The 25,918-nt window shown below is 71.4% G+C and carries 22 protein-coding genes; 9 read left to right on the plus strand and 13 right to left on the minus strand.

Features of this window, described 5'->3' with window-relative positions; genetic code table 11:
- Positions 1–12 precede the first annotated feature (12 nt).
- Positions 13–2,298 (minus strand): FdhF/YdeP family oxidoreductase, encoded by a 2,286-nt coding sequence (locus AC0VYM_RS14320; RefSeq protein WP_475463040.1) that lies wholly within the window; start codon positions 2,296–2,298, stop codon positions 13–15.
- Positions 2,299–2,449: 151 nt separating this feature from the next.
- On the opposite strand from AC0VYM_RS14320, the gene AC0VYM_RS14325 reads away from it, so the two are divergent.
- The 3 genes from AC0VYM_RS14325 to AC0VYM_RS14335 all read left to right on the plus strand — a co-directional run bounded on the left by AC0VYM_RS14325 (position 2,450) and on the right by AC0VYM_RS14335 (position 5,127).
- On the plus strand, positions 2,450–3,388 hold the full coding sequence (locus AC0VYM_RS14325; RefSeq protein ID WP_475462769.1) for a LysR family transcriptional regulator: 939 nt from the start codon (positions 2,450–2,452) through the stop codon (positions 3,386–3,388).
- 177 nt (positions 3,389–3,565) lie between these two features.
- Entirely contained in the window at positions 3,566–4,924 is a 1,359-nt protein-coding gene (locus AC0VYM_RS14330) for an L-lactate MFS transporter (protein ID WP_475462770.1), read from the plus strand.
- Positions 4,925–4,998: 74 nt separating this feature from the next.
- On the plus strand, positions 4,999–5,127 hold the full coding sequence (locus AC0VYM_RS14335; RefSeq protein WP_475462771.1) for an MFS transporter small subunit: 129 nt from the start codon (positions 4,999–5,001) through the stop codon (positions 5,125–5,127).
- Between the two features lie 17 nt (positions 5,128–5,144).
- Here AC0VYM_RS14335 and AC0VYM_RS14340 read toward each other — a convergent pair whose 3' ends face one another.
- The gene (locus tag AC0VYM_RS14340) at positions 5,145–5,738 is read right to left on the minus strand and encodes a hypothetical protein (protein WP_475462772.1); all 594 of its coding nucleotides are present in this window, start codon (positions 5,736–5,738) and stop codon (positions 5,145–5,147) included.
- 186 nt (positions 5,739–5,924) lie between these two features.
- Between AC0VYM_RS14340 and AC0VYM_RS14345 the strand changes: the two genes are divergently transcribed.
- Positions 5,925–6,407, plus strand: a complete 483-nt coding sequence (locus AC0VYM_RS14345; protein ID WP_475462773.1) for a hypothetical protein — start codon at positions 5,925–5,927, stop codon at positions 6,405–6,407.
- 30 nt (positions 6,408–6,437) lie between these two features.
- On the opposite strand, the gene AC0VYM_RS14350 is transcribed toward AC0VYM_RS14345, so the two are convergent.
- Positions 6,438–6,920, minus strand: coding sequence for a YbaK/EbsC family protein (locus AC0VYM_RS14350; protein ID WP_475462774.1), 483 nt, complete (start codon positions 6,918–6,920; stop codon positions 6,438–6,440).
- A gap of 368 nt (positions 6,921–7,288) precedes the next feature.
- On the opposite strand from AC0VYM_RS14350, the gene AC0VYM_RS14355 reads away from it, so the two are divergent.
- Positions 7,289–8,074, plus strand: coding sequence for a sporulation protein (locus AC0VYM_RS14355; RefSeq protein WP_475462775.1), 786 nt, complete (start codon positions 7,289–7,291; stop codon positions 8,072–8,074).
- 126 nt (positions 8,075–8,200) lie between these two features.
- On the opposite strand, the gene AC0VYM_RS14360 is transcribed toward AC0VYM_RS14355, so the two are convergent.
- The 6 genes from AC0VYM_RS14360 to AC0VYM_RS14385 form a co-directional block, all read right to left on the minus strand.
- Positions 8,201–8,878: a YdcF family protein gene (locus AC0VYM_RS14360; RefSeq protein WP_475462776.1), complete on the minus strand. Its 678-nt coding sequence runs from the start codon at positions 8,876–8,878 to the stop codon at positions 8,201–8,203.
- A 57-nt stretch (positions 8,879–8,935) separates the two neighbouring features.
- On the minus strand, positions 8,936–10,234 hold the full coding sequence (locus AC0VYM_RS14365; RefSeq protein WP_475462777.1) for a YeeE/YedE family protein: 1,299 nt from the start codon (positions 10,232–10,234) through the stop codon (positions 8,936–8,938).
- 283 nt (positions 10,235–10,517) lie between these two features.
- On the minus strand, positions 10,518–11,255 hold the full coding sequence (locus tag AC0VYM_RS14370; protein ID WP_475462778.1) for a DUF4097 family beta strand repeat-containing protein: 738 nt from the start codon (positions 11,253–11,255) through the stop codon (positions 10,518–10,520).
- The gene (locus AC0VYM_RS14375) at positions 11,252–11,881 is read right to left on the minus strand and encodes a TetR/AcrR family transcriptional regulator (protein WP_475462779.1); all 630 of its coding nucleotides are present in this window, start codon (positions 11,879–11,881) and stop codon (positions 11,252–11,254) included. Before AC0VYM_RS14375 ends, AC0VYM_RS14370 begins: the two co-directional genes overlap by 4 nt.
- A gap of 75 nt (positions 11,882–11,956) precedes the next feature.
- Positions 11,957–12,832: a glycoside hydrolase family 16 protein gene (locus AC0VYM_RS14380; RefSeq protein ID WP_475462780.1), complete on the minus strand. Its 876-nt coding sequence runs from the start codon at positions 12,830–12,832 to the stop codon at positions 11,957–11,959.
- A gap of 222 nt (positions 12,833–13,054) precedes the next feature.
- On the minus strand, positions 13,055–13,885 hold the full coding sequence (locus AC0VYM_RS14385) for a class I SAM-dependent methyltransferase (RefSeq protein WP_475462781.1): 831 nt from the start codon (positions 13,883–13,885) through the stop codon (positions 13,055–13,057).
- Between the two features lie 188 nt (positions 13,886–14,073).
- Here AC0VYM_RS14385 and AC0VYM_RS14390 point away from each other — a divergent pair, with 188 nt between their 5' ends.
- The 3 genes from AC0VYM_RS14390 to AC0VYM_RS14400 all read left to right on the plus strand — a co-directional run bounded on the left by AC0VYM_RS14390 (position 14,074) and on the right by AC0VYM_RS14400 (position 19,771).
- A complete protein-coding gene (locus AC0VYM_RS14390; RefSeq protein WP_475462782.1) occupies positions 14,074–14,772 on the plus strand; it encodes a response regulator transcription factor in 699 nt (232 codons plus the stop codon).
- A complete protein-coding gene (locus AC0VYM_RS14395) occupies positions 14,769–18,791 on the plus strand; it encodes an MMPL family transporter (protein WP_475462783.1) in 4,023 nt (1,340 codons plus the stop codon). The genes AC0VYM_RS14390 and AC0VYM_RS14395 overlap by 4 nt, the downstream gene beginning before the upstream one ends.
- A 131-nt stretch (positions 18,792–18,922) precedes the next feature.
- A complete protein-coding gene (locus AC0VYM_RS14400; protein ID WP_475462784.1) occupies positions 18,923–19,771 on the plus strand; it encodes a transporter substrate-binding domain-containing protein in 849 nt (282 codons plus the stop codon).
- On the opposite strand, the gene AC0VYM_RS14405 is transcribed toward AC0VYM_RS14400, so the two are convergent.
- Positions 19,710–20,168, minus strand: coding sequence for a hypothetical protein (locus tag AC0VYM_RS14405; protein ID WP_475462785.1), 459 nt, complete (start codon positions 20,166–20,168; stop codon positions 19,710–19,712). The genes AC0VYM_RS14400 and AC0VYM_RS14405 overlap by 62 nt on opposite strands.
- A 149-nt stretch (positions 20,169–20,317) precedes the next feature.
- Between AC0VYM_RS14405 and AC0VYM_RS14410 the strand changes: the two genes are divergently transcribed.
- The gene (locus tag AC0VYM_RS14410; RefSeq protein WP_475462786.1) at positions 20,318–21,916 is read left to right on the plus strand and encodes an OmpA family protein; all 1,599 of its coding nucleotides are present in this window, start codon (positions 20,318–20,320) and stop codon (positions 21,914–21,916) included.
- Positions 21,917–21,977: 61 nt separating this feature from the next.
- Here AC0VYM_RS14410 and AC0VYM_RS14415 read toward each other — a convergent pair whose 3' ends face one another.
- The 3 genes from AC0VYM_RS14415 to AC0VYM_RS14425 all read right to left on the minus strand — a co-directional run bounded on the left by AC0VYM_RS14415 (position 21,978) and on the right by AC0VYM_RS14425 (position 25,916).
- Positions 21,978–22,895 carry a shikimate dehydrogenase gene (locus AC0VYM_RS14415; RefSeq protein WP_475462787.1) on the minus strand — a complete coding sequence of 306 codons (918 nt, stop codon included), beginning with the start codon at positions 22,893–22,895 and terminating at the stop codon, positions 21,978–21,980.
- Positions 22,886–24,802 carry a TIM barrel protein gene (locus AC0VYM_RS14420; protein WP_475462788.1) on the minus strand — a complete coding sequence of 639 codons (1,917 nt, stop codon included), beginning with the start codon at positions 24,800–24,802 and terminating at the stop codon, positions 22,886–22,888. The genes AC0VYM_RS14415 and AC0VYM_RS14420 overlap by 10 nt, the downstream gene beginning before the upstream one ends.
- Before the next feature lie 121 nt (positions 24,803–24,923).
- Positions 24,924–25,916, minus strand: coding sequence for a DctP family TRAP transporter solute-binding subunit (locus tag AC0VYM_RS14425; protein ID WP_475462789.1), 993 nt, complete (start codon positions 25,914–25,916; stop codon positions 24,924–24,926).
- Between the last annotated feature and the right edge of the window lie 2 nt (positions 25,917–25,918).

Consider the following 25,918-nt stretch of genomic DNA (forward strand, 5'->3'; position numbering starts at 1 on the left):
AGCCCGCCCGGCTCAGCCGACCTGGGAGGACGGCTCGAAACGCACCACCACCGACTTCGACGTGGGCGTGTTGCTCACGTCCGCGGTGGAGTCCAGCGGCACCAGCACGTTGGTCTCCGGGTAGTACGCGGCCGCGCTGCCACGGGCGGTGGGGTAGTGCACCACCCGGAAGTGCGGCGCCCGCCGCTCACGGCCGTCCGACCACTCACCCACCAGGTCCGTGTACGCCCCGTCCTCCAGGCCCAGCTCGGCGGCGTCCTCGGCGTTGACCAGCACGACCCGGCGGCCGTCCGTGATGCCCCGGTACCGGTCGTCCAGGCCGTAGATCGTGGTGTTGTACTGGTCGTGCGAGCGCAGCGTCTGCAGCAGCAGCCGCCCCTCGGGGACCTCGGGCGCGTAGGTGCCGTTGACCGTGAAGTTGGCCAGCCCCGTCGCGGTCGGGAACCGCCGGTCGTCGCGCGGGGCGTGCGGCAGCGCGAACCCTCCGCGCCGCCGGGCCTTCGCGTTGAAGTCCTCGAACCCCGGCACGACCCGGGCCACGTGGTCGCGCACCCGGTCGTAGTCGGCCATCCGGTCCCAGTCCACCGGGTCGTTCCCGAACACCCTGCGGCCCAGCTCGCGGACGATGTCCACCTCCGAGCGCATCCCCTCCGACAGCGGTGCGAGCACGCCGTGGGAGGCGTGTACCAGGCCCATCGAGTCCTCCACCGTCACCCACCGCTGCTCACCGTCGCGCTGGTCGCGGTCGCTGCGGGCCAGGGCGGGCAGGATGAGGGCACGGGTGCCGGTCACCACGTGCGATCGGTTCAGCTTGGTGGACACGTGCACCGTCAGGCCCACCCGGCGCATGGCTTCCTCGGTCACCTCGGTGTCCGGGGAGGCGGCCACGAAGTTGCCGCCCATGGCGAAGAACACGCCCACCTCACCGCGCGCCATCGCCCGGATCGCGTTGACCACGTCGTGTCCGTGCTCGCGCGGCGGTTCGATCCCGAACTCCGCGCCCAGCGCGTCCAGGAAGGAGTCGGCGGGCCGCTCGAAGATGCCCATCGTGCGGTCGCCCTGCACGTTGGAGTGTCCGCGCACCGGACACACACCCGCGCCCGGCCGCCCCACGTTGCCGCGCAGCAGCAGGAAGTTGACCACCTCGCGGATGGTCGGCACCGAGTGCTTGTGCTGGGTCAGTCCCATCGCCCAGCACACCACGATCCGCTCCGAGGCCACCACCATGGCGGTGAGCTCCTCGACCAGCGAACGGGAGAGCCCGGTGTCGCGTTCGGTCCGGGCCCAGAACTCGTCCTCGGGCTCGGCCAGCAGAGCCTCGGAGAACTCCTCGAACCCGTGCGTGAACGAGTTCACGAACCCGTGGTCGAGGACCTTCTCACCACGCTGGTCGGCCTCCAGCAGCAGCCGGTTCACCGCCGTGAACAGCGCCAGGTCGCCACCCACCCTGATCTGCGCGAACAGGTCGGTGAGCTCGGTCCCGCGCCCCACCAGGCCCCGCGCGTACTGCGGGTTGCGGAACGCCTTCATGCCCGCCTCGGGCAGCGGGTTCACCGTGACGATCCGCGTGCCGCGCCGCTTGGCCTTCTCCAGCGCGGACAGCATCCGGGGGTGGTTGGTGCCCGGGTTCTGCCCCGCGACGATGATGAGGTCGGCCTCGTACATGTCCTCCAGGGACACGCTGCCCTTGCCCACGCCCAGCGTCTCGGTGAGCGCCGACCCGGACGACTCGTGGCACATGTTCGAGCAGTCGGGCATGTTGTTGGTACCGAGCTGGCGGGCGAACAGCTGGTAGGCGAAGGCCGCCTCGTTGCTGGTGCGGCCCGAGGTGTAGAACACCGCGCCGTCGGGCGTGTCCAGCCCGCGCAGCTCCTCCGCGATCATGTCTAGGGCACGGTCCCAGGAGACGGGCTCGTAGTGCGTGGCGCCCTCGGCCAGGTACATCGGCTCGGTCAGGCGGCCCTGCTGCCCCAGCCAGTAGCCGGAGCGCTCGAACAGGTCCGTGACCGGGTGCCGGGCGAAGAAGTCCGGCCCCACGGTCCGGCGGGTGGCCTCCTCCGCGACCGCCTTGGCGCCGTTCTCGCAGAACTCCGCCTTGTGCCGCTTGCCCGGCTCCGGCCAGGCGCAGCCGGGGCAGTCGAAGCCCTTCTTCTGGTTGACCGCGAGCATCGCGGGCAGCCCGCGCAGCACGCCGGCCTGGTCGTTGACGTGGCGCACGCTGTTGAGCACGGCCGGGATGCCCGCCGCGCTCTCCTTGGGAGGCCCGACCTCCGGCGCGTCCTGGGCGGGGTCGGGCATGTCCGAGTCGTGGTGTGTCACAGTTCGAATTCTCTCACCGAGTCGCCCTCTGTCCAGAGGTCCCGAATAGTTATGGCGCTGAATGGGCCGAACGATATCAAGGACCGGGGCGTTGTTGTTCCCGGGGTCCTCGCACATGTATTCTTGCGCGATGTTGCTGAGCCAGCTGAAGTACCTGACCGCGCTGGCCAAGGAACGGCATTTCGCCCGTGCGGCCCAGGCGTGCCACGTGTCCCAGCCCGCCCTGTCCGCCGCCATCCGCAAGCTCGAGGCCGAGTTCCGCGTCCCCATCGTGAGGCGGAGCAACCGGTTCATCGGGTTCACCCACGAGGGGGAGCGGATCGTCGCCTGGGCGCAGCGCGTCCTGGCTGAGCACGACATCCTGGTGGAGAACGTCAGGAGCCTGCGGGAGGGGTTGAGCGGCCGTCTGCGGATCGGTGCCATACCGACCACCCTGAGCTCCATCTCCCTCATCACCAGCGCCTTCTGCGAGCTCCACCCGCTGGTCACGCTGTCGGTGGTCTCCATGACCTCGAAGGAGATCGAGCGGGCCCTGGCCGACTACCAGATCGACGTCGGGCTGACCTACGTCGACAACGAGCCCCTGGAGAACGTGCGTCAGCAGCCCGTCTACCGGGAGCGCTACGCCCTGCTCACCGACGAGCAGGGGCTGCTCAACGGCCGCGAGACCATCACCTGGGCCGAGGCCGCCGAGGTGCCGCTGTGCCTGCTGTCCCCGGACATGCAGAACCGCCGCATCGTCGACCAGGCGTTTCGCAGGGCGGGGGTCGAGGCGGTACCCAGGGTGGAGACCAACTCGGTGAGCGCCCTGTGCTCGTTCGTCAACGAGACCCGCTGGTCAGCGGTCATGCCGCACGCCTGGCTGTCCCTGCACGCGGTGCCGGAGGGTATGCGCGCCATCCCCCTGGTGGAACCCGAGGTCAGCAAGCAGATCGGGCTGGTCGTCGCGGACCGGGACCCCGAACCCGTGCTGGCCCGCGCCCTCCTGGACACCGTCGCCGACGCCGACCTCCAGGCGCGGCTGGACCACTACCACCCGGAGGGTCTCGTCCCCGGGATCGCCCTCTGATCCCCGCCAGGGGCCCGTTCCGGGCCCTCGATAACCAGAACCTATCGTTCGACAATGAACGTGTATTTGATTCTCGTCACACAAGGTGTGACGATGGCGCATGCTTGTGCCGCTTCCCCGGAATAGCCGGGAAAGCGGAAGCGCATTCCGGTCGGAAATCAATCATGAGGATGAGTAGTGCTGTCGTTTCTCGATCGTGACAAGAGCGTCGCGCCGCCCGGATACAGCCGCTGGTTCATCCCGCCCGCCGCGCTCGCCGTGCACCTGTCCATCGGCCAGGTGTACGCCTTCAGCGTCTTCAAGACCCCGCTGGTCGAACGCTTCGACACGACGCTGACCGCGATCGGCGTGGTCTTCAGCATCTCCATCGTGATGCTGGGCCTCTCGGCGGCCTTCGGCGGCAAGTGGGTGGAGCGCAACGGTCCCCGCAAGGCCATGTTCGTGGCCGGTCTCTGCTGGGGCACCGGCTTCCTGGTCGGCGCCCTCGGTGTGGCCACCGGCCAGCTGTGGCTGCTCTACCTCGGCTACGGCGTGATCGGCGGGATCGGCCTCGGTATCGGGTACATCTCCCCGGTGTCCACCCTGATCAAGTGGTTCCCGGACCGGCCCGGCATGGCCACCGGCCTGGCGATCATGGGCTTCGGCGGCGGCGCGCTGATCGCCTCGCCGCTGTCCGCCGCCCTCCTCGACCGCTTCGGTGAGACCCCCGCCGACGCGATCGTCCCCGCGTTCCTCATCCTCGGCGCCGTCTACTTCGTCGCCATGATGCTCGGCGCGATGACGGTCAAGGTCCCGGCGCCCGGGTGGCGACCGGACGGTTGGCAGCCGCCGACGGACACCGCGGGCACCCCCGCCGTGGACCCCGCCACCGAGGGCGTCAGCGTGGAGCGGGCCTTCCGCACCCGCCAGTTCTGGCTGCTGTGGATCGTGCTGTTCTGCAACGTCACCGCGGGCATCGGCATCCTCGAACAGGCCGCGCCGATGGTCCAGGACTTCTTCACCGGGGTCGGCCCCGCCGAGGCCGCGGGCTACGTCGGCTTCCTGTCCCTGTGCAACATGCTCGGCCGGTTCGTGTGGTCCTCCACCTCCGACCTCCTCGGCCGCAAGCGCACCTACATCGGCTACCTGGGGCTCGGCAGCCTGCTCTACGTGCTGATCGCCGTGGCCGGCACCAGCTCGGTGGTGCTCTTCGTGGCGGTCACCGGGGTCATCCTGTCCTTCTACGGCGGCGGTTTCGCGACCATCCCCGCCTACCTCAAGGACCTGTTCGGCTCCTTCAATGTCGGCGCCATCCACGGCCGCCTGCTCACGGCCTGGTCGTGCGCGGGCATCGCCGGGCCGCTGATCGTCAACGTGATCGCCGACCAGCAGATGGCCGCGGGCCGCTCCGGAGCCGACCTGTACACCTTCTCGCTCTACCTCATGGTGGGTGTGATGGTGGTCGGATTCGTGGCCAACGCACTGGTGCGCCCCCTGCCCAAGGCCGCACCCGTGGCGGCGCCGCAGGACACCGACACGTCCCGGGAGCCCGTGTGAGTGCCGGAGGCCACGGAGCCGTGGACCACCGAGCAGACCGAGGGACCCCGTCGGGGTCGGTGAAGGAGGATCCGATGGAACAGCGGACACGTGACCAGGTGTCGAAGGGCGCCGCGCTCTTCCTGTGGGCGGTCGTGGTCATCGCCCTGGGCTACGGCGTGGTGAGCACCGCGATCCAGGCGGCCGCCCTGTTCACCGGGTAGGACGCCGCCCGCCGGTCTCAGTCGACGTTTCCCGCGAAGGTGACCGGCGGGTACAGCGGGACGAAGTCCTGGTCGTGGAACTCGACCGTGTACTGGATCTGGTGGTCGTCCTCGTCGGCCCAGCAGTCCTCGTCCCAGCTGCCGGACTGGCCGGGCTCCAGGCTCTCCGGCGGGTTCGCGCTGTCGCCCAGCGCGGGCGAGCCGGATTCGCGGAGCGGGTCGCCCACCGAGCACGACCTGGTCACCAGGCCGCTCGGCACGGCCGTGGAACCCTCGTTGGTGACCTCCACGGTCCAGGTCAGGTAGGGCAGGTCGCCCTCCTCGCCGGTGGCCGGATCGACGCCGCCCTCCTCGACACGGCGCTCGAACGCGCTCAACCCGATGGAGAACCCGTCACCGAAGTCGTGGGTCTGGTCCAGGTCGACGACGACCGGCTCGAACCCGGTCTCGGGTCGCTCCTCGACGTCGTCGGGGTGGGTGCTCCGAGGGGAGGGCGGCGCGGGCGGGTCCGGTTCCGCCGAGGAGCCCTGGACCCACCACCCCGCGCCGAACCCGACGATCAGGGCGACCACGGTACTGATCGCGGTCACGATCCAGCCGGTTCTGGTCATGTGGGGGCGTCCTTCCCGGGGTGGGCCCGCGGGCCCGGGGCTCAGGGCGACCGTACCGCACCCCGACCTGCCGGGGAGGACGTGCGCGGGGGTACGCCCGGGCGGGTGAGCGGTGACGCCCGCGGACGTAGGCGGTCGAGACCCGGGGACGACGCGCGCGGGGTCCGGTCCTCCTAGCGTGGAGCCATGAACCCAGCACACAGTTCCACCCCGCCCCGCCGGAGCGGGTTGGGGCTCCCGTTCCCCGTCGTCGTCGCCCTGGCCCTGTTGGCCGCTCCCCGGGTGGTCCTGCACGATCTCGGGGTCATCCAGGAGGGCACCCTCGTCAACGCCCTGTTCGTGTTCGTCCCGCCGACGGTGTGGATCGCCGTGGTGCTCTGGCGCCGGGTCCCGAACCCCTTCCTGACGCTCCTCGCGGTGGGGTTGCTGTACGGGGTGTTCCTGATGCTCGGGCACCAGATCCTGTGGACCACGGCCTGGGACGGCGCCCCGCCGACCCTCGGCGGCAACCTCAGCGGGCTCCCGCCCCTCGCCCACGCGGTGATCACACGCGGCTTCGCGGCGCTGAGCAGTATCGTCACCGGCACCCTGGTCGGGGCGGTCTGCGGACTCCTCGCCTGGGGCGCCGGCAGGGTGCTCCACCGGGGAGCGCGGACCACCGCCGCCTGAGCCGCGCCGCCCGGTGAGAGGGGCGGTGGGTCAGTTGACCGCGACGGGGGTGCCACCGGTGATGCGGAGCAGTTCGGCGTGGTCGGTGGGGAAGACGGTGTTGGGGGTGCCGCCCGCCGCCCACAGCCTCGGGTAGTCCGCCAGGGCCGGATCCACCACGGTCTCCACCGGGGCGGGGTGTCCGATCGGCGCCACCCCGCCGATGGCCTGGCCGGTGGCCTCCCGGACCTGTTCCGGGGCGGCGCGTGTGATCCTCTCCTTGCCCAGGCGTTCGGCCAGCAGGGTGACGTCCACCCTGTGCCGTCCGCTGGTCATCACCAGCAGGGGTGCGCCGTCGGCCATGAACACCAGGCTGTTGGCGATCGCGCCGACCTCGCAGCCCAGGGCCTCGGCCGCCTCGGCGGCGGTCCGGGTGGACGCGGGCAGCGCGCGCACCCGTCCGCCGACTCCCAGCGCGTCGAGCGTCCGCGCCACCTCGCGGCTGCGTTCGGGTAGGTCCTGGACCTGGTCCATCTCGATCCCTTCGTCGCTTTCGGAGCAGGGTATCCAAGCACGGCCGACCGCGGGGACCGGACCGGGTTGCTCGTCGTCGAGGCGACCGCCGTCGGTTGAGGACCCGGACGAGGTCCCGAAGGCCGCTGAGGGGTGGGACGGACGAGCGCACCGGTTCCGTGGGGCCGTCCGCGCGCGGCGGTCGAACCCGGCCGCGAAACCCCGCAGCGGTGGGGAACCGGCACCACCACTGCCGCGTCCCACCCAGAGCGCCGGATTTCTCATGAATCCCACCGTTCACACCCCCGGCGCCGCTCGGGCAACCGCCCGAGCGCCCCTGAACCCGCGCCCGCCCCCAGGCTCCGGGAAGAAACGAAAAGGAAGTATCCGTGGTCATCAAGCGTCTGCTCGCCGGAATCGGATTCGGCGGAGCCTCGGTGGAAACCTCCCTGGTCTCGGCCGTGACCACCCCTGGGGGCTCCCTGCGAGGGACCGTCGTCATCGAGGGCGGCGACGTCGAGCAGCGGGTCGAACAGCTCACCGTCGGCCTCCAGGCCCGGGTCGAGACCGAGGTCGGGGACCACGAGGTCAACAACGACATGGAGTTCCACCGTGTACGCCTGGGCGAGGGCGTGCTCCTGGCCCCCGGACAGCGGTTCCAGGTGCCCTTCGAGCTCCTCGTGCCTTGGGAGACCCCCGTCACCACCCACCGCGGCCGCCACCTGCACCGCATGAACATCGGCGTGAACACCCGTCTGCACGTGGCGAACGCGGTCGACCCCGGCGACCTGGACCCGGTGGGCATCGAGCCCCTCCCGGCCCAGGCCGCGGTCCTGGACTCGCTGCTCTCCCTCGGGTTCACCTTCAAGCACGCCGACCTCGAACGGGGCCACATCGCGCGGACCCGGCAGCGGCTGCCCTTCTACCAGGAGCTCGAGTTCCACTCTCCCAGCCGCTACCGGGGCCTGAACGAGCTGGAACTGTCCATGGTCACCGACGAGCACGGTGTGGACGTGGTGCTGGAGCTGGACAAGAAGCCGGGCCTGCTCTTCTCCGAGGGCCGTGACACCTTCCACCGCTTCACCGTGAACCACCACGACGGTGCCGGGCGGGACTGGACGGGTCACCTGCACCAGTGGATCGACTCCCTGGCTGGCAGCAGAAGCCTGTTCTGAGACCGGTGGGGCGGGGGCCGTTGACCCCGCCCCCGCGTGGGCACTCCGGTGACGAGGACGAATCTGCGCCCCGACCCGGAGCCCGTGGCAAGGCCCCGGACCCGGTGTCCGGACGGAACCCTCGGCTCAGGGCGTGATCAGGTGGCCGTCGAACCCGGCCGCGACCAGGTACGCGTAGGCCTCACGGACCCGGTCGGGGACCTCCTGCGGAACCGAGAACCCCCGAGCCGGGTACTCCATCACCCGTTGCAGGTCGCCCACCATGGTGTCCATGACGAGCCGGTCGTCGCCCACGGTGCCCAGGTAGTCGTCGAACCCGGCCCGGTCCGAGGCGCACACGGTGTCCACCTCGGGCCAGAGCCTGCGTGTGGTCGCGTGCGCGCGCCGTTCCATGTACGGCTTGCTCACGAGCATCACCGAGGAGACGGTGATCCCGCGGTCCTCAAGCAGGGCGCGGGAGTACCGGAGGTTCTCCCCGGTGTTGGTGGCCCGGGTCTCCATGAGGACCGCCGCGTCCGGGACCCCCAGTCCGAGGACGTGCTCGCGGTAGTGCACCGCCTCGCCCCGGGGGAACCGTGCGAGGGTGGAGGGGCTGTTCGCGCCCGTGATCACCATGCGGGGGAAGAACCCGCGCCGGTACAGGTCGGCGGCGCTCGTGGCCACACCGAGGTCGTGACTGCCCAGGACCACCGCCACGTCGCACCGGCGCGGTTCCTGGCCCATGCGCTGGTAGTCCCAGACGATCCGGGCCCGCTGACGGACCTCCTCGGTCAGCTCCTCGGTCAGCTCCGCGTTCGCTCCCACACCGTTCCCTCCGCCGCCGTTCCGTGTCCCTGGCACCCTAGAACGGCGGCGGGGCGGTCAGCAGACGCTGTCGCCGGGCTTGGGCACTCCGAGCCCGAAGAGCGTGCGGGCCCGCAGACCCGCCCACGTCCCGGCCAGGGCGAAGACCGCCCACAGCCAGCCGTGCAGGCTGCCCGAACCGATCCCGGCCAGGTAGGCGCCGATGTTGCAGCCGCCCGCGAGCCGGGCGCCCACGCCCATCAGGATCCCGCCGACCAGACCGGCGGCCACCAGGTTCCAGCTCAGACCGGTGTGCCACTTCCAGGTGCCAGCGGCCCCGGCAGCCACCGCCGCGCCCAGGATGATGCCGATGTTGGTCAGACTGTTCTTGTCCTGGAGGACCGGGCCGGCCAGCTGTTCGGCCTGGCCCGGCTGGGACCAGAACGCCCAGGTCTCGGGCTGGAGCCCGACCAGCTGGAGCGCCTTGGCGCCCCACAGGTTGAAGGCCGAGGTGATGCCCCAGGCGCCCCCGGAGACCACGAGGACGGCGGTGCCCAGCGCGGCCAGCACCAGGGCGCCGGCCACCAGGGGCCAGCTGCCCCGCACGATCCGCGCCACTCCCTCAGCGGACGGCGGGGCGCCCACGGGCGGCGGGACGCGCCGGTTCTGGACCAGGCGCGTGACGACCACGATCGCGACCAGGGCCGCGATGGTGACGAGCCAGGAACCGCCCCAGCCGACGTGGTCGGAGAGCAGCACGGGCGGGATCGCGGGCAGGTCGGAGACCAGCGGCCAGGCGAGGCTGTAGATCTGCGAACCGACGATGAAGCCGAAGAGCGTGATGAGGATGGCGGACTGGCCGGAGCCGACGGCGAAGAGCGTGCCCGAGGCGCAGGCGCCGCCGAGCTGCATGCCGATCCCGAACAGGAACGCCCCCGCGAACAGGGCGATGCCGATCGGCCCGGCCGAAGGAGCGGGTTCGTTTCCGAACAGGCCGGTCCCGGTACCGATGACCAGCGCGAACAGGGTGGCGGTGGTGCCGAGCAGGACCGCGTGGGCGCGCAGGCCGGTGCCGTTGCCCACGGCGAGGAACTGGCGCCAGGCCGAGGTGAAGCCGAACCGTGAGTGGAACAGCGTGAAGCCCAGACCGGTGCCCAGGAGCAGCAGTACGGCGGGCAGGGCGCCGTGTTCGGACCAGACGAAGGCGGCCAGGCCGAGGGCGCCGAGCAGCGCGATCCCCAGTGGCCACCAGCGGACGGGTTCGGCGGCGGGTGCCTGGGGCGGTGGGGCCGAGAGGGTGGGGTTCCACTTCAGGGCCAGGGCGGGAGAGACGTCCGAACCGGATTTTCCGGTCGGCTTGGTGGGTGTTGCGGTCACAGGGATGTGTCCAAACGTGACGGGGTGGGGCGACACGGGGTCGCGGGGACGCCAGGGGCACACCGGTGCCGCGTCGGAGCGCGGGAGACGGGTCGGGTCAGCGCACGCGGAGACGGCACCGGCGGCGACAGAGGCCGTCATCGGTGCTCGTGAGCGACATGGAGATCAGAGCCATGCGCAGAAAACGTGTGGGACCGGACATGGGGGTGATTGTAGGGCATGGTCCCGAACGTCCCCGGAGTCGGGGCGGGGGAGGGTCGGGCGGGGAGCTGGTGGAACGGGTTCAGTCGGTCGGAACCAGGGTGATCGTGCCGTTGTCGGTCCGCGCGGTGACCGTGCTGGCGCTGGATGCGTCCGTGGGGAGTTCGTTGACGACCTCGCCGTTGTCGAAGGTCTCGAACACCGCGTAGGGGCCGCCGGGCATCGCGACCGTCGCGACGCCGTTGTTGGTGCTCACCTCCACCTCCGTGGGGGCCTCGGAGAAGACGGCGTCGATGCCGCCGTTGTCCGTGGCGATGCTCACGGAGTCGGAGCCGATCCCGCTGAGGTTCATGTCGCCGTTGTCGGAGGTCAGGGTGAGCGGTCCGGTGACGTCCGCGACGTCGACGGTCCCGTTGGCCGAGGCGAGTTCGATCGGGGCGGTGAACCCGGAGACGCCGACGGAGCCGTTGTCGGTCTCCACCGACAGCGCGGTGTCGGCCGGGACGAACACCCGGTATCCGACCCGGCAGTCGGAGATGGCGCCGCACCTCGTCTCCAGGGTGAGTGTGTCTCCGACCAGCTCCCAGTCCCCGTCCGCGTCGCCCGAGGCCTCGCGGACCACCCGGACCTGGTCGGTGTCGTCGGGGACGATCTCCAGGGCGGCGTTGTCGACCTCGACGATGAGGAGTTCGGGCACGTCCTCGTAGGTCTTCTCCTCCGGTTCGCCGAGTTCGGCGACCTCACCGCACCCGGCGAGCAGCCCCAGGGACAGGAGCGCTCCACCGGTGGCGAGTGCGACGCGGGTGGTCGGCGGGTTCATGGGGTCTCCTCGTGTTCGGGGCGGGCCGTGAACCCGGCCAGGGCGGTGGTCAGGGTGGCCTCGACGGTCCGCGCGTCCACGGCCTCGGGGTCGGCCAGGTGCTCCATGGACAGGCCGTTGGTGAGGCAGTGCAGGGTCAGGGCGACGGTCTCGGGCCTGGCGGTCAGCCGGACCCCGTACCGCTCGGTGAGCTCGGTGACCAGCGCGGTCACCGTCTCGCGCTGGGTGCGGCGCATCCGCCTGACGGCGACGGCGGTGGGCCCGTGGCGGGTGGCGTGCGCGGCGAACTCCAGCGCGAGACGGCCGCGCTGGGTGTCCTCGGTGACGCGCCGGGCGATCCTGCGGGCGATCGCGACCACGGCGTCCTCGGGCGCGGCGGACCGCTCCAGGGCGGCGGAGGCGAACTCGTGGTCGGAGCGATCGCTGAGCACGGCGGCGAAGAGGTCCTGTTTGCCGCCGAAGTTGGAGTAGACGGCTCCCTTGGTGAACCCGGCGGCACGCGCCACGTCGTCCAGGCGGCTGTCGGCGTACCCGCGCTCCGCGAACACGCGCGCGGCGGCGGCGAGCAGGCGGCGGCGCACCTCCGCGCGGGGCACGCGGGGTGCGGGTTCCGGTGGGCCGTCCATGCGGCGAACCTAACATACCGGCCGGTACCGGATACCCATGGGTATCACGGTCACCGGCCGGTGTCAGGGGGAGGGCTACTCCGTGTCGTAGACGCGGACGTAGTCGACGACCATCTCCTGCGGGAACTGGGTGGTCTCGTCCGGGTACCCGGGCCACTGGCCGCCCACGGCGACGTTGAGGATCATGAAGAACTCCTGGTCGAACACCCAGTCACCGCTCACGTCGGAGGGGGTGACGGTGTTGAAGGGCACGCCGTCGACCGACCAGGTGATGGAGTCGGGGGTCCAGTCCACCGCGTACACGTGGAAGTCGTCGGGGAAGGCCCCGCCGTCGGGGTGGTCGTAGGAGGCGCCCACGCCCTCGCCGCCGGAGTAGCCGGGGCCGTGCACGGTGCCGTGGACGGTCCCGGGCTCGCTGCCGATGTGCTCCATGATGTCGATCTCGCCCGAGTCCGGCCACGGCGTGTCCGGGAAGTCGGAGCCGAGCATCCAGAAGGCGGGCCAGACGCCCTGGCCGGTCGGCACCTTGATCCTGGCCTCGATCCGGCCGTGGGCGTGCTCGACGTTGTGCTGGGTGGTCATCCGCGCGGAGGTGTAGCCGCCGTCGGCTTCCTGGCGCGCCGTGATGACGAGGTTGCCGTCGCCGTCCAGGGCGGAGTTGTCCCGGCTGGTGGTGTAGTTCTGGAGCTCCTCGTTGCCCCAGCCGTGGTCGCCGGTCTCGTGGTTCCAGTTCGCCGGGTCGGGGGCGTCGCCCGCCGCGCCGTCGAACTCGTCGGACCACACCAGCGCGGCGTCGGTCGAGGTCAGTTCGCTGTTGTCGGTCACGTCGCTTCCGGTCCAGGTCAGGGCGGTGGCGGTGAGAGCGAAGGCGGCTCCCAGGCCAACGGTGGTGGTGACGGTGCGGCGCACGGTGCCGCCGCTCCGTGGTTTCGCGTTCGATGGGTGGCCCATGGTGGTCCTCCGGGGGTCGGGGGCGGGGCCGGGCCTCGGTACGCGCGGGGCAGCGGGTCTCGCGCGGATGCGAGGGGACCGGCGCACTCTGCTGAACGAGTGTTAAGCGACTGTACGGTTGCGCTCCGTGGTGTTACAAGGGGGTGTCGGGAGAAAAATGGGAACGCTCCCATCGAGGGCGGGAAAAGGGGCCTACGGGTCCGCGCCCGTCGGCCCCGGCGGTCAGGGCCTGCTCGCCCGCAGCGAGTACATCAGCGGGACGCGGGCGTGCGTGTCCGGGAAGCGGTAGTAGCCGCCCGCCGAACGCTCGAAGGAACCGAACCGGGGGAAGAGCGAGGCGTCGTGTTCGTGGAGGAAGTCCAGGCGCAGCCCGGCCGCCGCCAGCGCGGAGACCACCGCACCGAGCGGGTGCTGCCACTCGACGCTGCGGTTGTGGACGGTCTCGGCCTCCAGGTCCGCGTACGTCCCCGTCATCTCCGACTCCTGGGCGTCCTTCGCGAAGTAGTCGCGGACCACCCGCGTCCCGGTCGCGTCGTCGAGGACGTCCGTGAGCGGGTGGAACTCGGCCAGGTACAGGAAGCCGCCGGGGGACAGCAGCGACGCCGCCGTCCGGGCCCAGCGCTCGATGTCCGGGAGCCAGCACAGCGCGCCGGTCCCGGTGTAGACGATGTCGTAGGTCTCCTCGGGCACCACCGAGGGGGCGTCGTAGACGTCGGACTCCACGAAGGCCGCCCGCTCGGGGGAGAGCCCGATCTCCCCGGCCAGCTCCCGCGCCTTGCGCACGGCCGGGCCCGAGAAGTCCAGACCGACCACGCGCGCCGCGCCGTGGTCGCGTGCCCACGACAGGGTGTCCAGGCCGATGTGGCACTGGAGGTGCAGCAGGGTGCGGCCGGTGACGTCACCGACCTCCTCGATCTCGAAGTCGCGCAGGGCGTCCGTTCCGGCACGGAAGCCGTCCAGGTCGTAGAAGTCGCTGGCGACGTGCAGGGGGACCCGCTCGTCCCAGTGGGCGCGGTTGGCCGAACGCCAGTCCGTCGGGGTGGGAGTGCTCATGGTGCTGGAAGCTAACAGGGAACCCGGATCGCGTCCCCTGGTTTTTCGCGTCCGCGGCCAGGGGAGCCCCGGCGGGCCGTCCGGGTGGAGCGGCGGGGTTACCATCGGGCCGGGGTTCGAGGCCACCACGCCTCCGTGACCTGGGCTCTCATCGCTCTCTCATCCCTTTCGGCTGTGATGGACGGACCATGCAAGCCAAGATCCTCGTCGTCGACGACGAACCCAACATCCTCGACGTGGTCGCCACCGTGCTGGAGTTCCACGGATTCGACGTGCGCACCGCCGCCACCGCCGCCGAGGCCCACACCGCCGCGCACGCGTTCGGGCCCGACCTGGTCGTCCTGGACGTCATGCTCCCCGACGGGGACGGGTTCGACGTGTGCCGCGCTCTGCGCCGTTCACGGCCCGACCTCGGCATCGTCTTCCTCACCGCCAAGGACGCCCACAGCGAGCGGATCGCCGGGCTCACCTACGGCGGCGACGACTACGTCACCAAACCGTTCAACACCGACGAACTGGTGGCCCGGGTGCGCGCCGTCCTGCGCAGGACGCGGCCCGGGAACGGGCCGGAAGCGGCGGACGGGGTCCTGCGCTTCGCCGACGTGGAACTGGACGAGCGCGCCTGCGTGGTGCGGCGGGCCGGGAACCCGGTGCCGTTGTCGCGCACCGAGTTCGACCTGCTCCGCTACCTGATGCTCAACAGCGGGCGCGTGCTCTCCCGCCCGCAGATCATCGACGAGGTCTGGAGCGACGGCTACTCGGGCGGCTCCAACATCGTCGACACCTACGTCGGCTACCTGCGCCGCAAGCTCGGCGCCCACGGCCCCAACCTCATCCGGACCCAGCGGGGGTTCGGCTACGCGCTGCGTGAGGGCGACCCCGAATGAGGGCCCCGTGGCGCACCCTGCGCGGACGGATGGTGGTGGTCAACGCCGTCCTGATGTTCCTCGCCCTGAGCGTGGTGGCGGTGGCCAGCTCCATGTTCCTCGGCACCTACCTGGTGGACCGGCTGGACGAACGCATCGAGACCAGCGCCTCGTTCGTCCGCGCCAACCAGGACGACATCTTCGCCAAGAGCCCCGACCAGCTGGTCGAGCAGATCCGCGCTCCGAGCGACTTCGTCGCGGAGTTCGTCACCCAGGTCCCGGGGGACAGCCACCCCAAGGTGCACCGGCTCCAGGGGTCGGGCCCCACCCTGGTGCGCGACATCGACACCGACGGCGCCCCGGAGGGCGTGTTCACGGTCGAGCACGACGGCGCCGAGTACCGGGTCAAGGTGTTGGACCTGCCCGACCAGGACACCGTGGTCCTGCTCGGGGAGCCCCTGCGACCGGTCACCGCCACCGTCCACCGGCTGATCGCCATCCAGGTGCTGGGCGGCCTCGCCATGCTCGGGATCGCGCTGGTCGCCGGAACAGCGGTCATCCGCCGGGGCCTGCGCCCCCTGGACGACGTCGTGGAGACGGCGGAGGCCATCGCCCGGGGCGACCTGGAACGCCGTGTCCCCGAACCCGCGCCGGGCGCCGCCGACGAGGTCAGCCGCCTCACCCTGTCCATCAACCGCATGCTCGCCCGCCTGCGCGGCGCCCTGTACGCCCACGAGCAGTCCGAGGAACGGCTGCGCCGGTTCGTCTCGGACGCCTCCCACGAACTGCGCACCCCGCTGACCTCGATCCGCGGCTACCTGCAACTCGTGGCCCAGGGGGTCGTCGACGTCGCCCGGCGCCCGGACGTCATCACCCGCTCCCAGCAGGAGTCCGAGCGCATGGCGGCCATCGTGGACAACCTCCTCTACCTCGCACGCCTGGACGAACGCCCCGTGCCCCGGCACGAGGTGGTCGCCCTCAGCAGGATCGTGGCCGACAGCGTCTCCGACGCCCGCGCCGCCCAGCCCGAACGGGACTGGCGGACCGAGGTCACCGCCGACGGCCTCGTGGTCGGGGACGAACAGGAACTGCGCCAGGCCGTCTCCAACCTGCTGGCCAACGTGCGCGTGCACACCCCGGCCAGCAGTCCGGCGACGGTCCGGCTGCACCGCCGCGACGGCCGCGTGGTCCTCGGGGTCTCCGACGAGGGCCCCGGCGTGGCCGAGGAGAACGCGGCCTTCGTGTTCGAGCGTTTCTACCGGGCCTCCGCCGCGTCCGGCCGCCCCGGCAGCGGGCTCGGGCTTCCCATCGTCCGCGCCGTCATGCGGGCCCACGGAGGAGAGGCGGAGTTCACCTCCACCGCCGCCGAGGGCACCACGGTCACCCTGCGGTTCCCGTCACCGCCGGACCCCGACACGGGCTCCGCGACCGCCGGACGTGACGACGATCTCACTGGTGGAGCGGCCTTCTCATCGAACTCTCATGATCCTCGGCAGTTCGCCTCATCGGCGTCGTATGAGCTGGAAGGCAAGCGTAAGTCGGGGTTGAGAGGAATGAGTATGGCTGGGCTGCTCTATCGTCTGGGTGGGTTCGCCTACCGACGACGATGGCTGGTCGTGTTCTCGTGGCTGCTGGTCCTGGTGCTCGCGGGCGGTGCGGCGCTGATGTTCCGCGCCCCGCTCAACGACGCGCTCAGCATCCCCGGCACCGAGTCGGAACAGGCCACCGACCTGATGGAGGCGCGGTTCTCCACCACCGGTGAGTCCGTCACCGCCGTGCTGCGCGCACCCGACGGCACCGACGTCATCGAGGACGAACAGTACGCCGACGCGGTGCGCGCCACCGCCGACGAACTGGCGGAGATCCCCGGGGTCGACGAGGTCTTCAGCCCGCACGGCATCCTGGAGGACGCCCGCCAGCAGTATGACGACGGGATCGCGGAGGGCGAGGAACAGGCCCTGGAGATCGCGCGCGAACAGGTCGAGGCGATGGTTCCGCCGGAGACCCCCGACCGCGAGCAGGCCGTCGAGGAACTGATGGTCGAGGCCGAGGCGCAGGCGCTCGCCGCCGTCGCCGAGGAGGCCCCCGACTTCGACGACGACGAGGTCCTCGACCAGGTTCCGCAGCTCTCCGACGACCGCGACAGCGTGATGGTCCAGGTCCAGCTGGAGTTCCGCAACGGCGAGGTCCCGGTCGAGACCGTCGAGGCCATCCTCGCCACCGGTGACGAGGCGCGGGCGGCCGGGATGGACGTCGAGTTCAGCGGCCCCTCCATCACCCAGCAGGTGCCCGCCATCATGGGCCCGAGCGAGGTCGTCGGCCTGGTCGCCGCCCTCGTGGTGCTCATCATCAACTTCGGCGCCCTGGTCACCGCCGGTCTGCCCATCCTGCTCGCGCTGATCGGCGTGGGCGTGGGCATGCTCCTGCTCTACGCCTCGTCCAGCCTGATCGAACTCACCAGCACGGCCCCGATCCTGGCGCTCATGCTGGGCATCGCCGTGGGCATCGACTACTCGCTGTTCGTGCTCTCCCGCCACCGCAAGCAGGTGGCGCAGGGCTGGGACCCGGCGGAGTCGGCCGCCCGCGCCATCGGCACCGCGGGCAGCGCCGTGGTCTTCGCGGGGATCACGGTCATCATCGCCCTGCTCGGGTTGTCCGTGGTCCAGATCCCGTTCCTGACCCTCATGGGTGTGGCCGCGATGGTCACGGTCGCGGTGGCGGTGCTCGTCGCGATCACGCTGCTCCCGGCCCTGCTCGGGTTCATCGGCCACCGGGTCACCGCCGGTCGGCTGCCGGTGCTGGGCCGCCGGGCCGAGAGGGCGATGGTCTCCGAGCGCACCATGAGCGCGCGGTGGATCGGCATGGTCATCAAGCGCCCGGTCATCGCGATCGTCGGCGTGACCGCCGTCCTGGGGACGCTCCTGCTTCCCCTGGGCAGCATGCACCTGGGCCTGCCCAGCGACGAGACCAGCTCGACGGACACCACACAGCGCCAGGCCTTCGAGATCATCAGCGACGAGTTCGGCCCCGGGCACACCGCCCAGCTCGCCGTGGTGGCCGACCTGACCGGTCTGCCGGACATGCCCGCCGCCGCCGACGAGGTGGCCGAGCGCATGGAGGGTGTCGACGGGGTCGCGGAGGTGTTCCCGCCCCAGCTCAGCGAGGTGCGGGACACGGCGATCATCGTGGTCATCCCCGAGACCGGACCCTCGGACACCGCCACCGAGGACGTGCTGCACGACGTGCGCGGACTCCAGGGCGAGATCGAGGACGAGATCGGTGCGAAGATCGTGGTGGCCGGTGCCGCCGCCATGGCCATCGACGTCTCCGAACGCCTCGCGGACGCGCTGCCGGTGTTCGCCGCCGTGGTGATCGGCCTGGCCCTGGTGCTGATGACGGTCGTGTTCCGCTCGATCCTGGTGCCGGTCAAGGCGGCGCTGGGGTTCGTGCTCAGCGCGGGCGCCTCCCTGGGCCTGACCGTGGTGGTCTTCCAGTGGGGCTACGGCGCCGGGCTGTTCGGTGTGGAACCCGGCCCGCTCCTGGCGTTCATGCCGACCCTGATGATCGGCATCCTCTTCGGCCTCGCCATGGACTACGAGGTGTTCCTGGTCTCCCGCATGCGGGAGGACCACGTCCACGGCGCCGAACCGATGGCGGCGATCTCCACCGGCTTCACCCAGGGGGCGCGCGTGGTCACGGCGGCCGCGGCCATCATGATCAGCGTCTTCGCGTCCTTCGTCTTCGGCCACGTGGAGATGTTGAAGCCGATCGCGTTCGTCCTCGCCGTGGGCATCCTCATCGACGCCTTCCTGGTCCGGATGACGCTCGGCCCGGCGGTCATGGCGCTGTTCGGCCGGGCTACCTGGTGGCTGCCGAAGTGGCTGGACCGCCTGCTCCCCAACGTGGACATCGAGGGTGACCGGCTCGCCCCGGCCGGGCCCGTCGGCGGTGCGGCGACCGCTGAAGGCGCGGGCTCCGAGCCCGGCGCGGACGACGGCGACCCCCGGGAGGCCGGTGCCCCGGCCGGATCGTCCCGGTAACGGACGCTCCGAGGAACGGCCCCGCCACGCCCGGCGGGGCCGTTCCCGTACCCGGGGACCCGGCTCCGAGGGCTGTCACGGGCCGTGGCTAGTATGACCCGGATCACTCGACAGCAGCCGGGAGTCCGCACGTGCCAGTGACGCAAGCCAAGCCGCGCCTCGTCCTCACCGCCTCCGCCGCCTCGCTGGCCGTGGTCCTCGCCGCCGGTTGCTCGGGGACGGACTCCGACGGTTCGGCCCACCCCGAGACGTCGGCCATGGAGGGGAGCAGGCTCGACGAGATCCTGGACCGGGGCTCGCTCCACGTGTGCACGACGGGCGACTACCGGCCGTTCACCTTCCTCGACTCCGACCCGGACGAGTTCACCGGCATCGACGTCGACATGGCCCGGGACCTGGCCGACGACCTCGGCGTGGAGATCGAGTGGACCCGGACCACCTGGGACGACCTGATGGAGGACTTCCTCGACGGGTGCGACGTCGCGGTCGGCGGCATCTCGGTCAACACCGAGCGATCCCAGCAGGTGTACTTCTCCGCCCCGCTCATGGAGGACGGCAAGACCCCCATCACCCTGTGCGAGAACGTGGACGACTACCGCACGATCGAGCAGATCAACCAGCCCGGGGTGCGCTCCATCATGCCCAGCGGCGGCACCAACCAGGTGTTCGCCGAGGAGCACTACCCGGACGGCGAACTCATCACGCACGACAACAACACGATCTTCGACGAGATCGTCGCGGGCCGCGCCGACGTGATGACCACCGACGCCTCCGAGGTGCTGTGGGTGGCCAACGAGTACGAGGAGCTGTGCGCCGTCAACCCCGAGGAGCCCTTCGACTTCTTCGAGAAGGCGTTCATGCTGCCCCGGGGCGACGACGTGTTCAAGCACTACGTGGACCAGTGGCTGAACATGGCGCTCAACGACGGCACCTACGACCGGATCGTCGAGCCCTGGTTCGGGGAGGACGTCGAGCTCTGAGCGGGTGACGGGTTCCGGGCGCGCCGTACCCGGACCCGGCGGCAGGCCCCGAGCTCCCGCTTGGGACCTTGCCCATGTCGTTGCGGGGCAGCGCCTCCGCCACCCCCGGGTGGGCGAGCGGCGTGTTCTCGATCTCCCCGGCGCCGATCGCGTACCCGCCGCTCTTGACGAGGTCGGTGCCCCTGCGGCCGACCAGCCGCACCCGTCCCTCAGGGGCGAGCACGGCCGTGTCCCCGGTCCGGAACCAGGTGCCGTCCATCACCTCGGCGCCGTCGTCGTCGACCAGGCGCAGCTCCACCCCGTCCAGCGGGACGCCCACGGTGCCGGGCGCGGTCGGGTCACCCGGACGGACGCTGGTGTTCATGAGGGTCTCGGTCATCCCATGGCGCTCCACCACGCGCCGCCCGGTGGCGGCGGCTCAGCGCGAGCGGACGTTCACCGGCAGGAGGAACCCATGTCGAAAAAAGCCAACACGTTGTTGTGAACCAGCAACGCCTTTCCCGTGTCGAAGGGTGGAGGGACCGCGACGGAAGGAAGTACCCCCCCATGCGACACCACACCACGTCCATGACGGCGGCGCTCGTGGCGACCGCCCTGCTGGCCACCGGCTGCGGCCTGGGCGGCGACGACCCGGGCGGTGACGGTCCGGGCGGCGGAGAGCCTCCGGGACCGGGAGCCGACCCGGAGGGCGGCTTCGTCAGAGAGGGTTTCGTCGGCACCTGGGACGACTACCTCGACGCCCGCGTCGAGGTCACCGAACTCGCCAACGTGGACGGGATGACCCGGCTGACGATCGAGTACACGAACCTGGAGGACCGCACCATCGAGGGCGGCGCCTACGACAACCCCATGAGCGCCCACTGGTTCCGGATCCTGGACCCCGTCCGGCAGCTCCGCTACGCTCCCCACGGCGACATCGGGGCCGACATCTCCGACTTCTACCGCGAGGAGCTGTGGCAGCCGGGCGTGACCTACGAGCTGGTCGTCTTCTACCCCGAACTGGAGGGCGACCCGGAGCGGCTGACCGTCGAGGGACCCGGCGGCATCGGGGAGTTCGCCGGGGTCCCGGTGGTCGACGGCGAACCGCGCGACGACCCGTCCGGACTGCCGGAGGAACGCGAGGAGGGATGGCCCCAGGAGGGGGAGACGGTGACCGTGCCGGTCACCGGAGGTCAGCCGGAGGAGGAGGGCACCGTCAATGATGTGGTCTCCCAGGTGGAGACGGTCGTCAGCGGCCGTGAGAGCGACTCCGAACAGGAGACGGTGGCCCTGCGCGCGGACGTCCTCTTCGACTTCGACGAGGCGACGCTCACCTCCGATGCCGCGACCATCCTCACCGACGTCATCGAGGAGACCCGGGAGCGCGCCGACCCGGAGAAGCCCCCGATCACCGTCACCGGGCACACCGACGGCGTGGGGGAGGACGACTACAACCAGACCCTGTCCGAGGAGCGCGCCCAGGCGGTCCGGGACGTGCTGGAGGGCGAACTGGGGTCCGGGTACGAGTACGAGACGGAGGGGGTGGGCGCCGCCGAGCCGGTGGAGGCCGAGGGCGGCGACGACGACGCGTGGGCCCGCTCACAGAACCGGCGGGTGGAGATCTCCTACAGCTTCAAGGAGGAGTTCGCCTCCGAGGAGGCCGGGGAGGCGGAGACCGAGGTCGACACCCTCGACATCGCCCCGGAGGACGCCGGGGAACCGGCCGCCTTCAGGGACGTCGAGGGGACCGAGCCCGCCGCCACCGCCACGGCGGAGCAGGAGTACTTCTACGGCGGGGACCTCCGGCACTCCTGGGAACTGGATGTCTTCCCCTTCTACCGCGACGGCGCGTTCCTCGTCGCCCGGTTCGCGGCCACCCACCAGGGCGACACCGTCCCCAACACCACCAACCCCTTCGGCATCGGCTCGTACTTCGAGTTCAACGCCTTCGACCCCGACACCGGGATCGTCTACACCCAGGCCTTCGACGGCGACCACCTGTCCTTCATCGACCGGGTGGGGTCCCCCCTGTGGCCCGCCGCCACCGCACCCGGCTCCACCCAGTACGGCTACCTCTACCTGACCGCGCCCCCGGCGGAGACCACCGAGCTCACGTTCAACGCGGGCCCGTTCGGGACGCTGGAGGGGATCCCGATCGAGGAGTGACGGCGGGACCGCCCCCGGGGTCCGGGGGCTCGTGCCCCGGGCCCCGGGCACGCCGCCCCGGTCAGCTCCGCGCGACGGCGGCGAAGTGCGCCACCATCCGGCCGTGGTCGGGAACCAGGCCCGTGATCAGCTCCAACGCCTGAGCGGCCTGGAACACCGCCATGCCGCCGCCGTCCAGGGTGGCGCACCCGATCCGCTCGGCCTCGGTGAGCAGCGCGGTGCGCAACGGCCGGTAGACCACGTCGGCCACCCACAGGTGCGGGCGCAGGACCTCCGGGGCCACCGGCGGGTCCGGGTGGTGGGCCATCCCGGCCGGGGTGGCGTTCACCAGCCCGTCCGCCTCGGTCAGGAGCCCGGCCACCTCCGAGGGCGGCACCGCCCGGCACCGCCTCCCGGGAAACCGTTCCGTCAGGTCCCGGGCGAGACCGCTGGCCCGGCCCCGGTCGGTGTCCACCACCGCCAGGTCCCGCACCCCGGAGGTCATGAGGGCGTGGGCGACCGCCGCACCGGCCCCGCCCGCGCCCAGGAGGACCACGCTCCGCCTGGGCGCCGCGGGCAGCCCCAGCTCCAGGGAGAGCGCGAACGCCGACCAGTCCGTGTTGTGCCCGACCGCCCGTGCGCCGTCGAACACCACGGTGTTCACCGCTCCCAGAGCGGCCGCGTCGGGCGTGAGTCCGTCCAGGTGGGGGAGGACGAGCTGCTTGCAGGGGTGGGTGATGTTCAGTCCGTCGAACCCGTACCGGGGGGCCGAGCGGACGAGCTCACCGACCGACGACGCCGACAGGCCCCAGGTGTCCAGGTCGATCCGGCGGTAGACCAGGCGGCGCCCGAGCTCGGCGGCCTCCGTCTCGTGCATGGCCGGGGTCAGGGAGGGGCCGATCCCCGAACCGATCAGTCCCACCAGGAAGGAGGGTACGTCGGGGGCGGGGGCCGGTGCCCGCACGGTCCCGTCGCCGCTCGTCGGGCCCCTCACGTCCACTGCTCCGAACGGTGCCGCGCGCGGTGCGCCGCCATCCGCACCGGGGTGTTGGCCGCCCCGTACCCCTCGTAGCCGTTCACGCGCTGCACGACCTCAAGGAACAACCGGCCGCCCAACAGGGGTGTGTAGAGGTGCCAGAACTCGCCCGCGCCGTCCGTGTCGTGGAGGATGCCCAGGCCGCGCATGAGGGCGAGCCGCGCCGGGGACAGGTCCGTCCTGGCGGCGAGGTCGTCGTAGTGGTTGTCGGGGACCCGGATCGGAGGCTCCCCGGCGGCGACCATCGCGCGGGCGACCGCGACGATGTCGTCACAGGCCAGGGCGATGTGCTGGGATCCGCCGGTGGCGTCCGCCTGGGGGCCGCGCCCCAGCACGGACACGTTCAGCGCGACGCGGGGCCCCGCCCCCGGGTCGTCCGGCCGCGTCAGGACCCGGCTCCGGACCAGCCCGTCGGGAGAGGACAGGTCGGTGTTCTCCGACGGGGAGAGCCCGAACAGGGTCCGGTAGAACAGGGAGGCCTCGTCGAAGTGGTCGAACGGCTGGTGCAGACCGACGTGGTCGATTCCGGTGACCGGGGTCGGCGCTCCGTCGCTCCGGTGGTCGACCGCGGGCGCCGAGAAGTCCTCCGTCCAGTCCGCCCCACCGGACGACTCGGGCGGGCACAGGAAGACGGCGGTGCCGTCGGGGGCGGCGACCGCGCGTATCCGCGCCTCCGAGGGGTCGCGGCGGCGGGTCAGGGCCGGAGCCGAGAGGGCTTCCGCCCTGGCCGAGGCCAGGGCGGGATCGGAGACCTCGACTCCCAGCGCCGTCACCGCCGCGTCGCCGGTCCAGGTGTGCCCGAGTCGCGGGTCGGCGGAGTTCAGCAGCACCCGCGCGCGCCCGTGCTCCCAGAGTTCGACGGGCTTGGACCGGTGGTCGCGGGTGTGTGCGAAACCCAGCGCCGACAACACCGAGCGGGTGCGTCCGGCGGCTGGTTCAGCGGCCGCGACCTCGACGAACGCCAGGTTCCCGGGTGGCGCGAGGTCCGGGAGCCGGTTCAGGTGAACGGGGCCGTCCCGGTGCGGGTCCGGGGCGCGCCCCGGACCGTCGGACTCCCGGGCCCGTGCCACCGTGTCCTCCAGGGCGGACAGCGAGCGCAGGGCGTCCGCGGCCGTCCGGTCCGGGTCGGAGGCGCGGAAGACGTCGTTGAACACCTCCAGGGACAGCGGGCCCCGGTAGCCCGCGGCGATCACGTGGCCGGTGAACTCCGCCAGGTCGAAGCCGCCCTGCCCGGGGAAGCAGCGGTGGTGGCGGCTCCACTGGAGCACGTCCATGTCCATGCGCGGAGCGTCGGCCAGCTGGAGGAAGAGGATCTTCTCCGCGGGGATGTCCCGGACACCCGAGGGGTCGTCACCCCTGGAGAGGATGTGGAAGCTGTCCAGACACAGGCCGAGTGAGGGGTGGTCGGCGGCTTCGACGATCCGCCACGAGTGCTCGTAGGTCGAGACGCGGCGCCCCCAGGCGAGCGCCTCGTAGGCGACGCGCACCCCGTAGGGTTCGGCGGTCTCGGCCAGGGAACGCAGCTGGGCGGCGGCCAGGGCGTCGTCGTCGATGGCCGACGCCGTCGCGTTGGAGCAGACCAGCAGGGTGTCCACCCCGAGTTCGACCATGAGCGCGAACTTGGCCTCGGCCCGCCTCAGGTTGGCCGCCAGCCGGGTGTCATCCACGCCCTCGAAGTCCCGGAAGGGCTGGTAGAGGTCGATGGTCAGGCCGAGCTCCCCGGCCAGGGCGCGGATCTCGCGCGGAGTCAGGGGGGAGGAGACGAGGTCGTTCTCGAAGATCTCCACGCCGTCGAAGCCGACCTTGGCGGCCGCGCTCAGTTTCTCTTCCAGGGTTCCGCTGAGGGAGACCGTGGCGATGGATCGCCGCATGTCCGTCAGACTCCGTTTCCGTTCTCGGGGCAGGGGGTGCTCACGCCGCACCGGTGTCGGGCGGTGCGGGGAGGGGAGGGGACGGGGCCGGTGGCGTTCGGGGCCCTGACGGCCCCCGTGGTCAGGCCGACTCCCGGAAGGCCTCGTAGAGCTCCAGCTCCTCGCCCTCGAGCGTGGACAGGAAGTGCTCGTGGACCTGCGTGCGGAAGGCCTCCACGTCCACGTCGTCGACGACCTCCATGGCGCCGCCGGCCTCCCACTCGGCGAGGACCTCCGCCTCCGCCTCCTCGATGCAGGCGCGGTTCTCCTCCCGGACCTGGCTGACCGCCTCCTGGAGCACCTCCCGCTGCCCCTCGGAGAGCCCTTCCCAGGTCTGCCCCGAGACCACGATCATCTGGGAGCCGATCTGGTGCCCGGAGAGGCTGACATGGGACTGCACCTCGGAGTAGTTGTCGGCGTCGACGGTCGCGATCGGGTTCTCCTGGCCGTCGACGGTCCCCTGCTGGAGGGCCATGTAGACCTCCTCGAAGGCGACCGTGGTCGGGCTGGCCCCCATCGCCTCGGCGTTGGCCAGGTAGATGGGGGAGTCGGGGAACCGCATCCGCAGGCCGGAGAGGTCGGCGGGGGTGCGGATCGGCTGGTTGGCGGTGAAGTGCCGGTCCCCGAAGTACCAGACGTCGAGGATCTTGGCCCCGGTGGCCTCCTCGAACCCCTGCTTGGCGGCGTCGGCGGCCTCGGAGTCGAAGAAGGAGAACATGTGGTCGGCGTCGTCGAAGGCGTACGCGGCGTCGAAGACGCCGATCGGCGGGTGGGCGGAGCCCAGGGCCGCCGAGCCCTGCACGTCCATGTCGATGTCGCCGGACATCACGGACGCGAAGGTCTCGGTGTTGTCGCCCAGCTGGCTGCCGGGGAAGGTGTCCACACGGATGCCGGCGTCGGCCTCGGCCACGTGTTCGGCCACCAGGTCGATGCCGCATCGGGTGTGCGGGTGGTCCTCGGTGTAGCTGTTGGAGAAGGTGAGGACGGTGCCGTCGGTGTCGTCGCCGGAACCGCAGGCGGTGAGGACGAGGGCCGCGGCTGGCAGGAGCGCGGCGACGCGGAGACCGGTGTTCATGG

This window comes from Nocardiopsis sp. iso_237, from assembly GCF_056173345.1.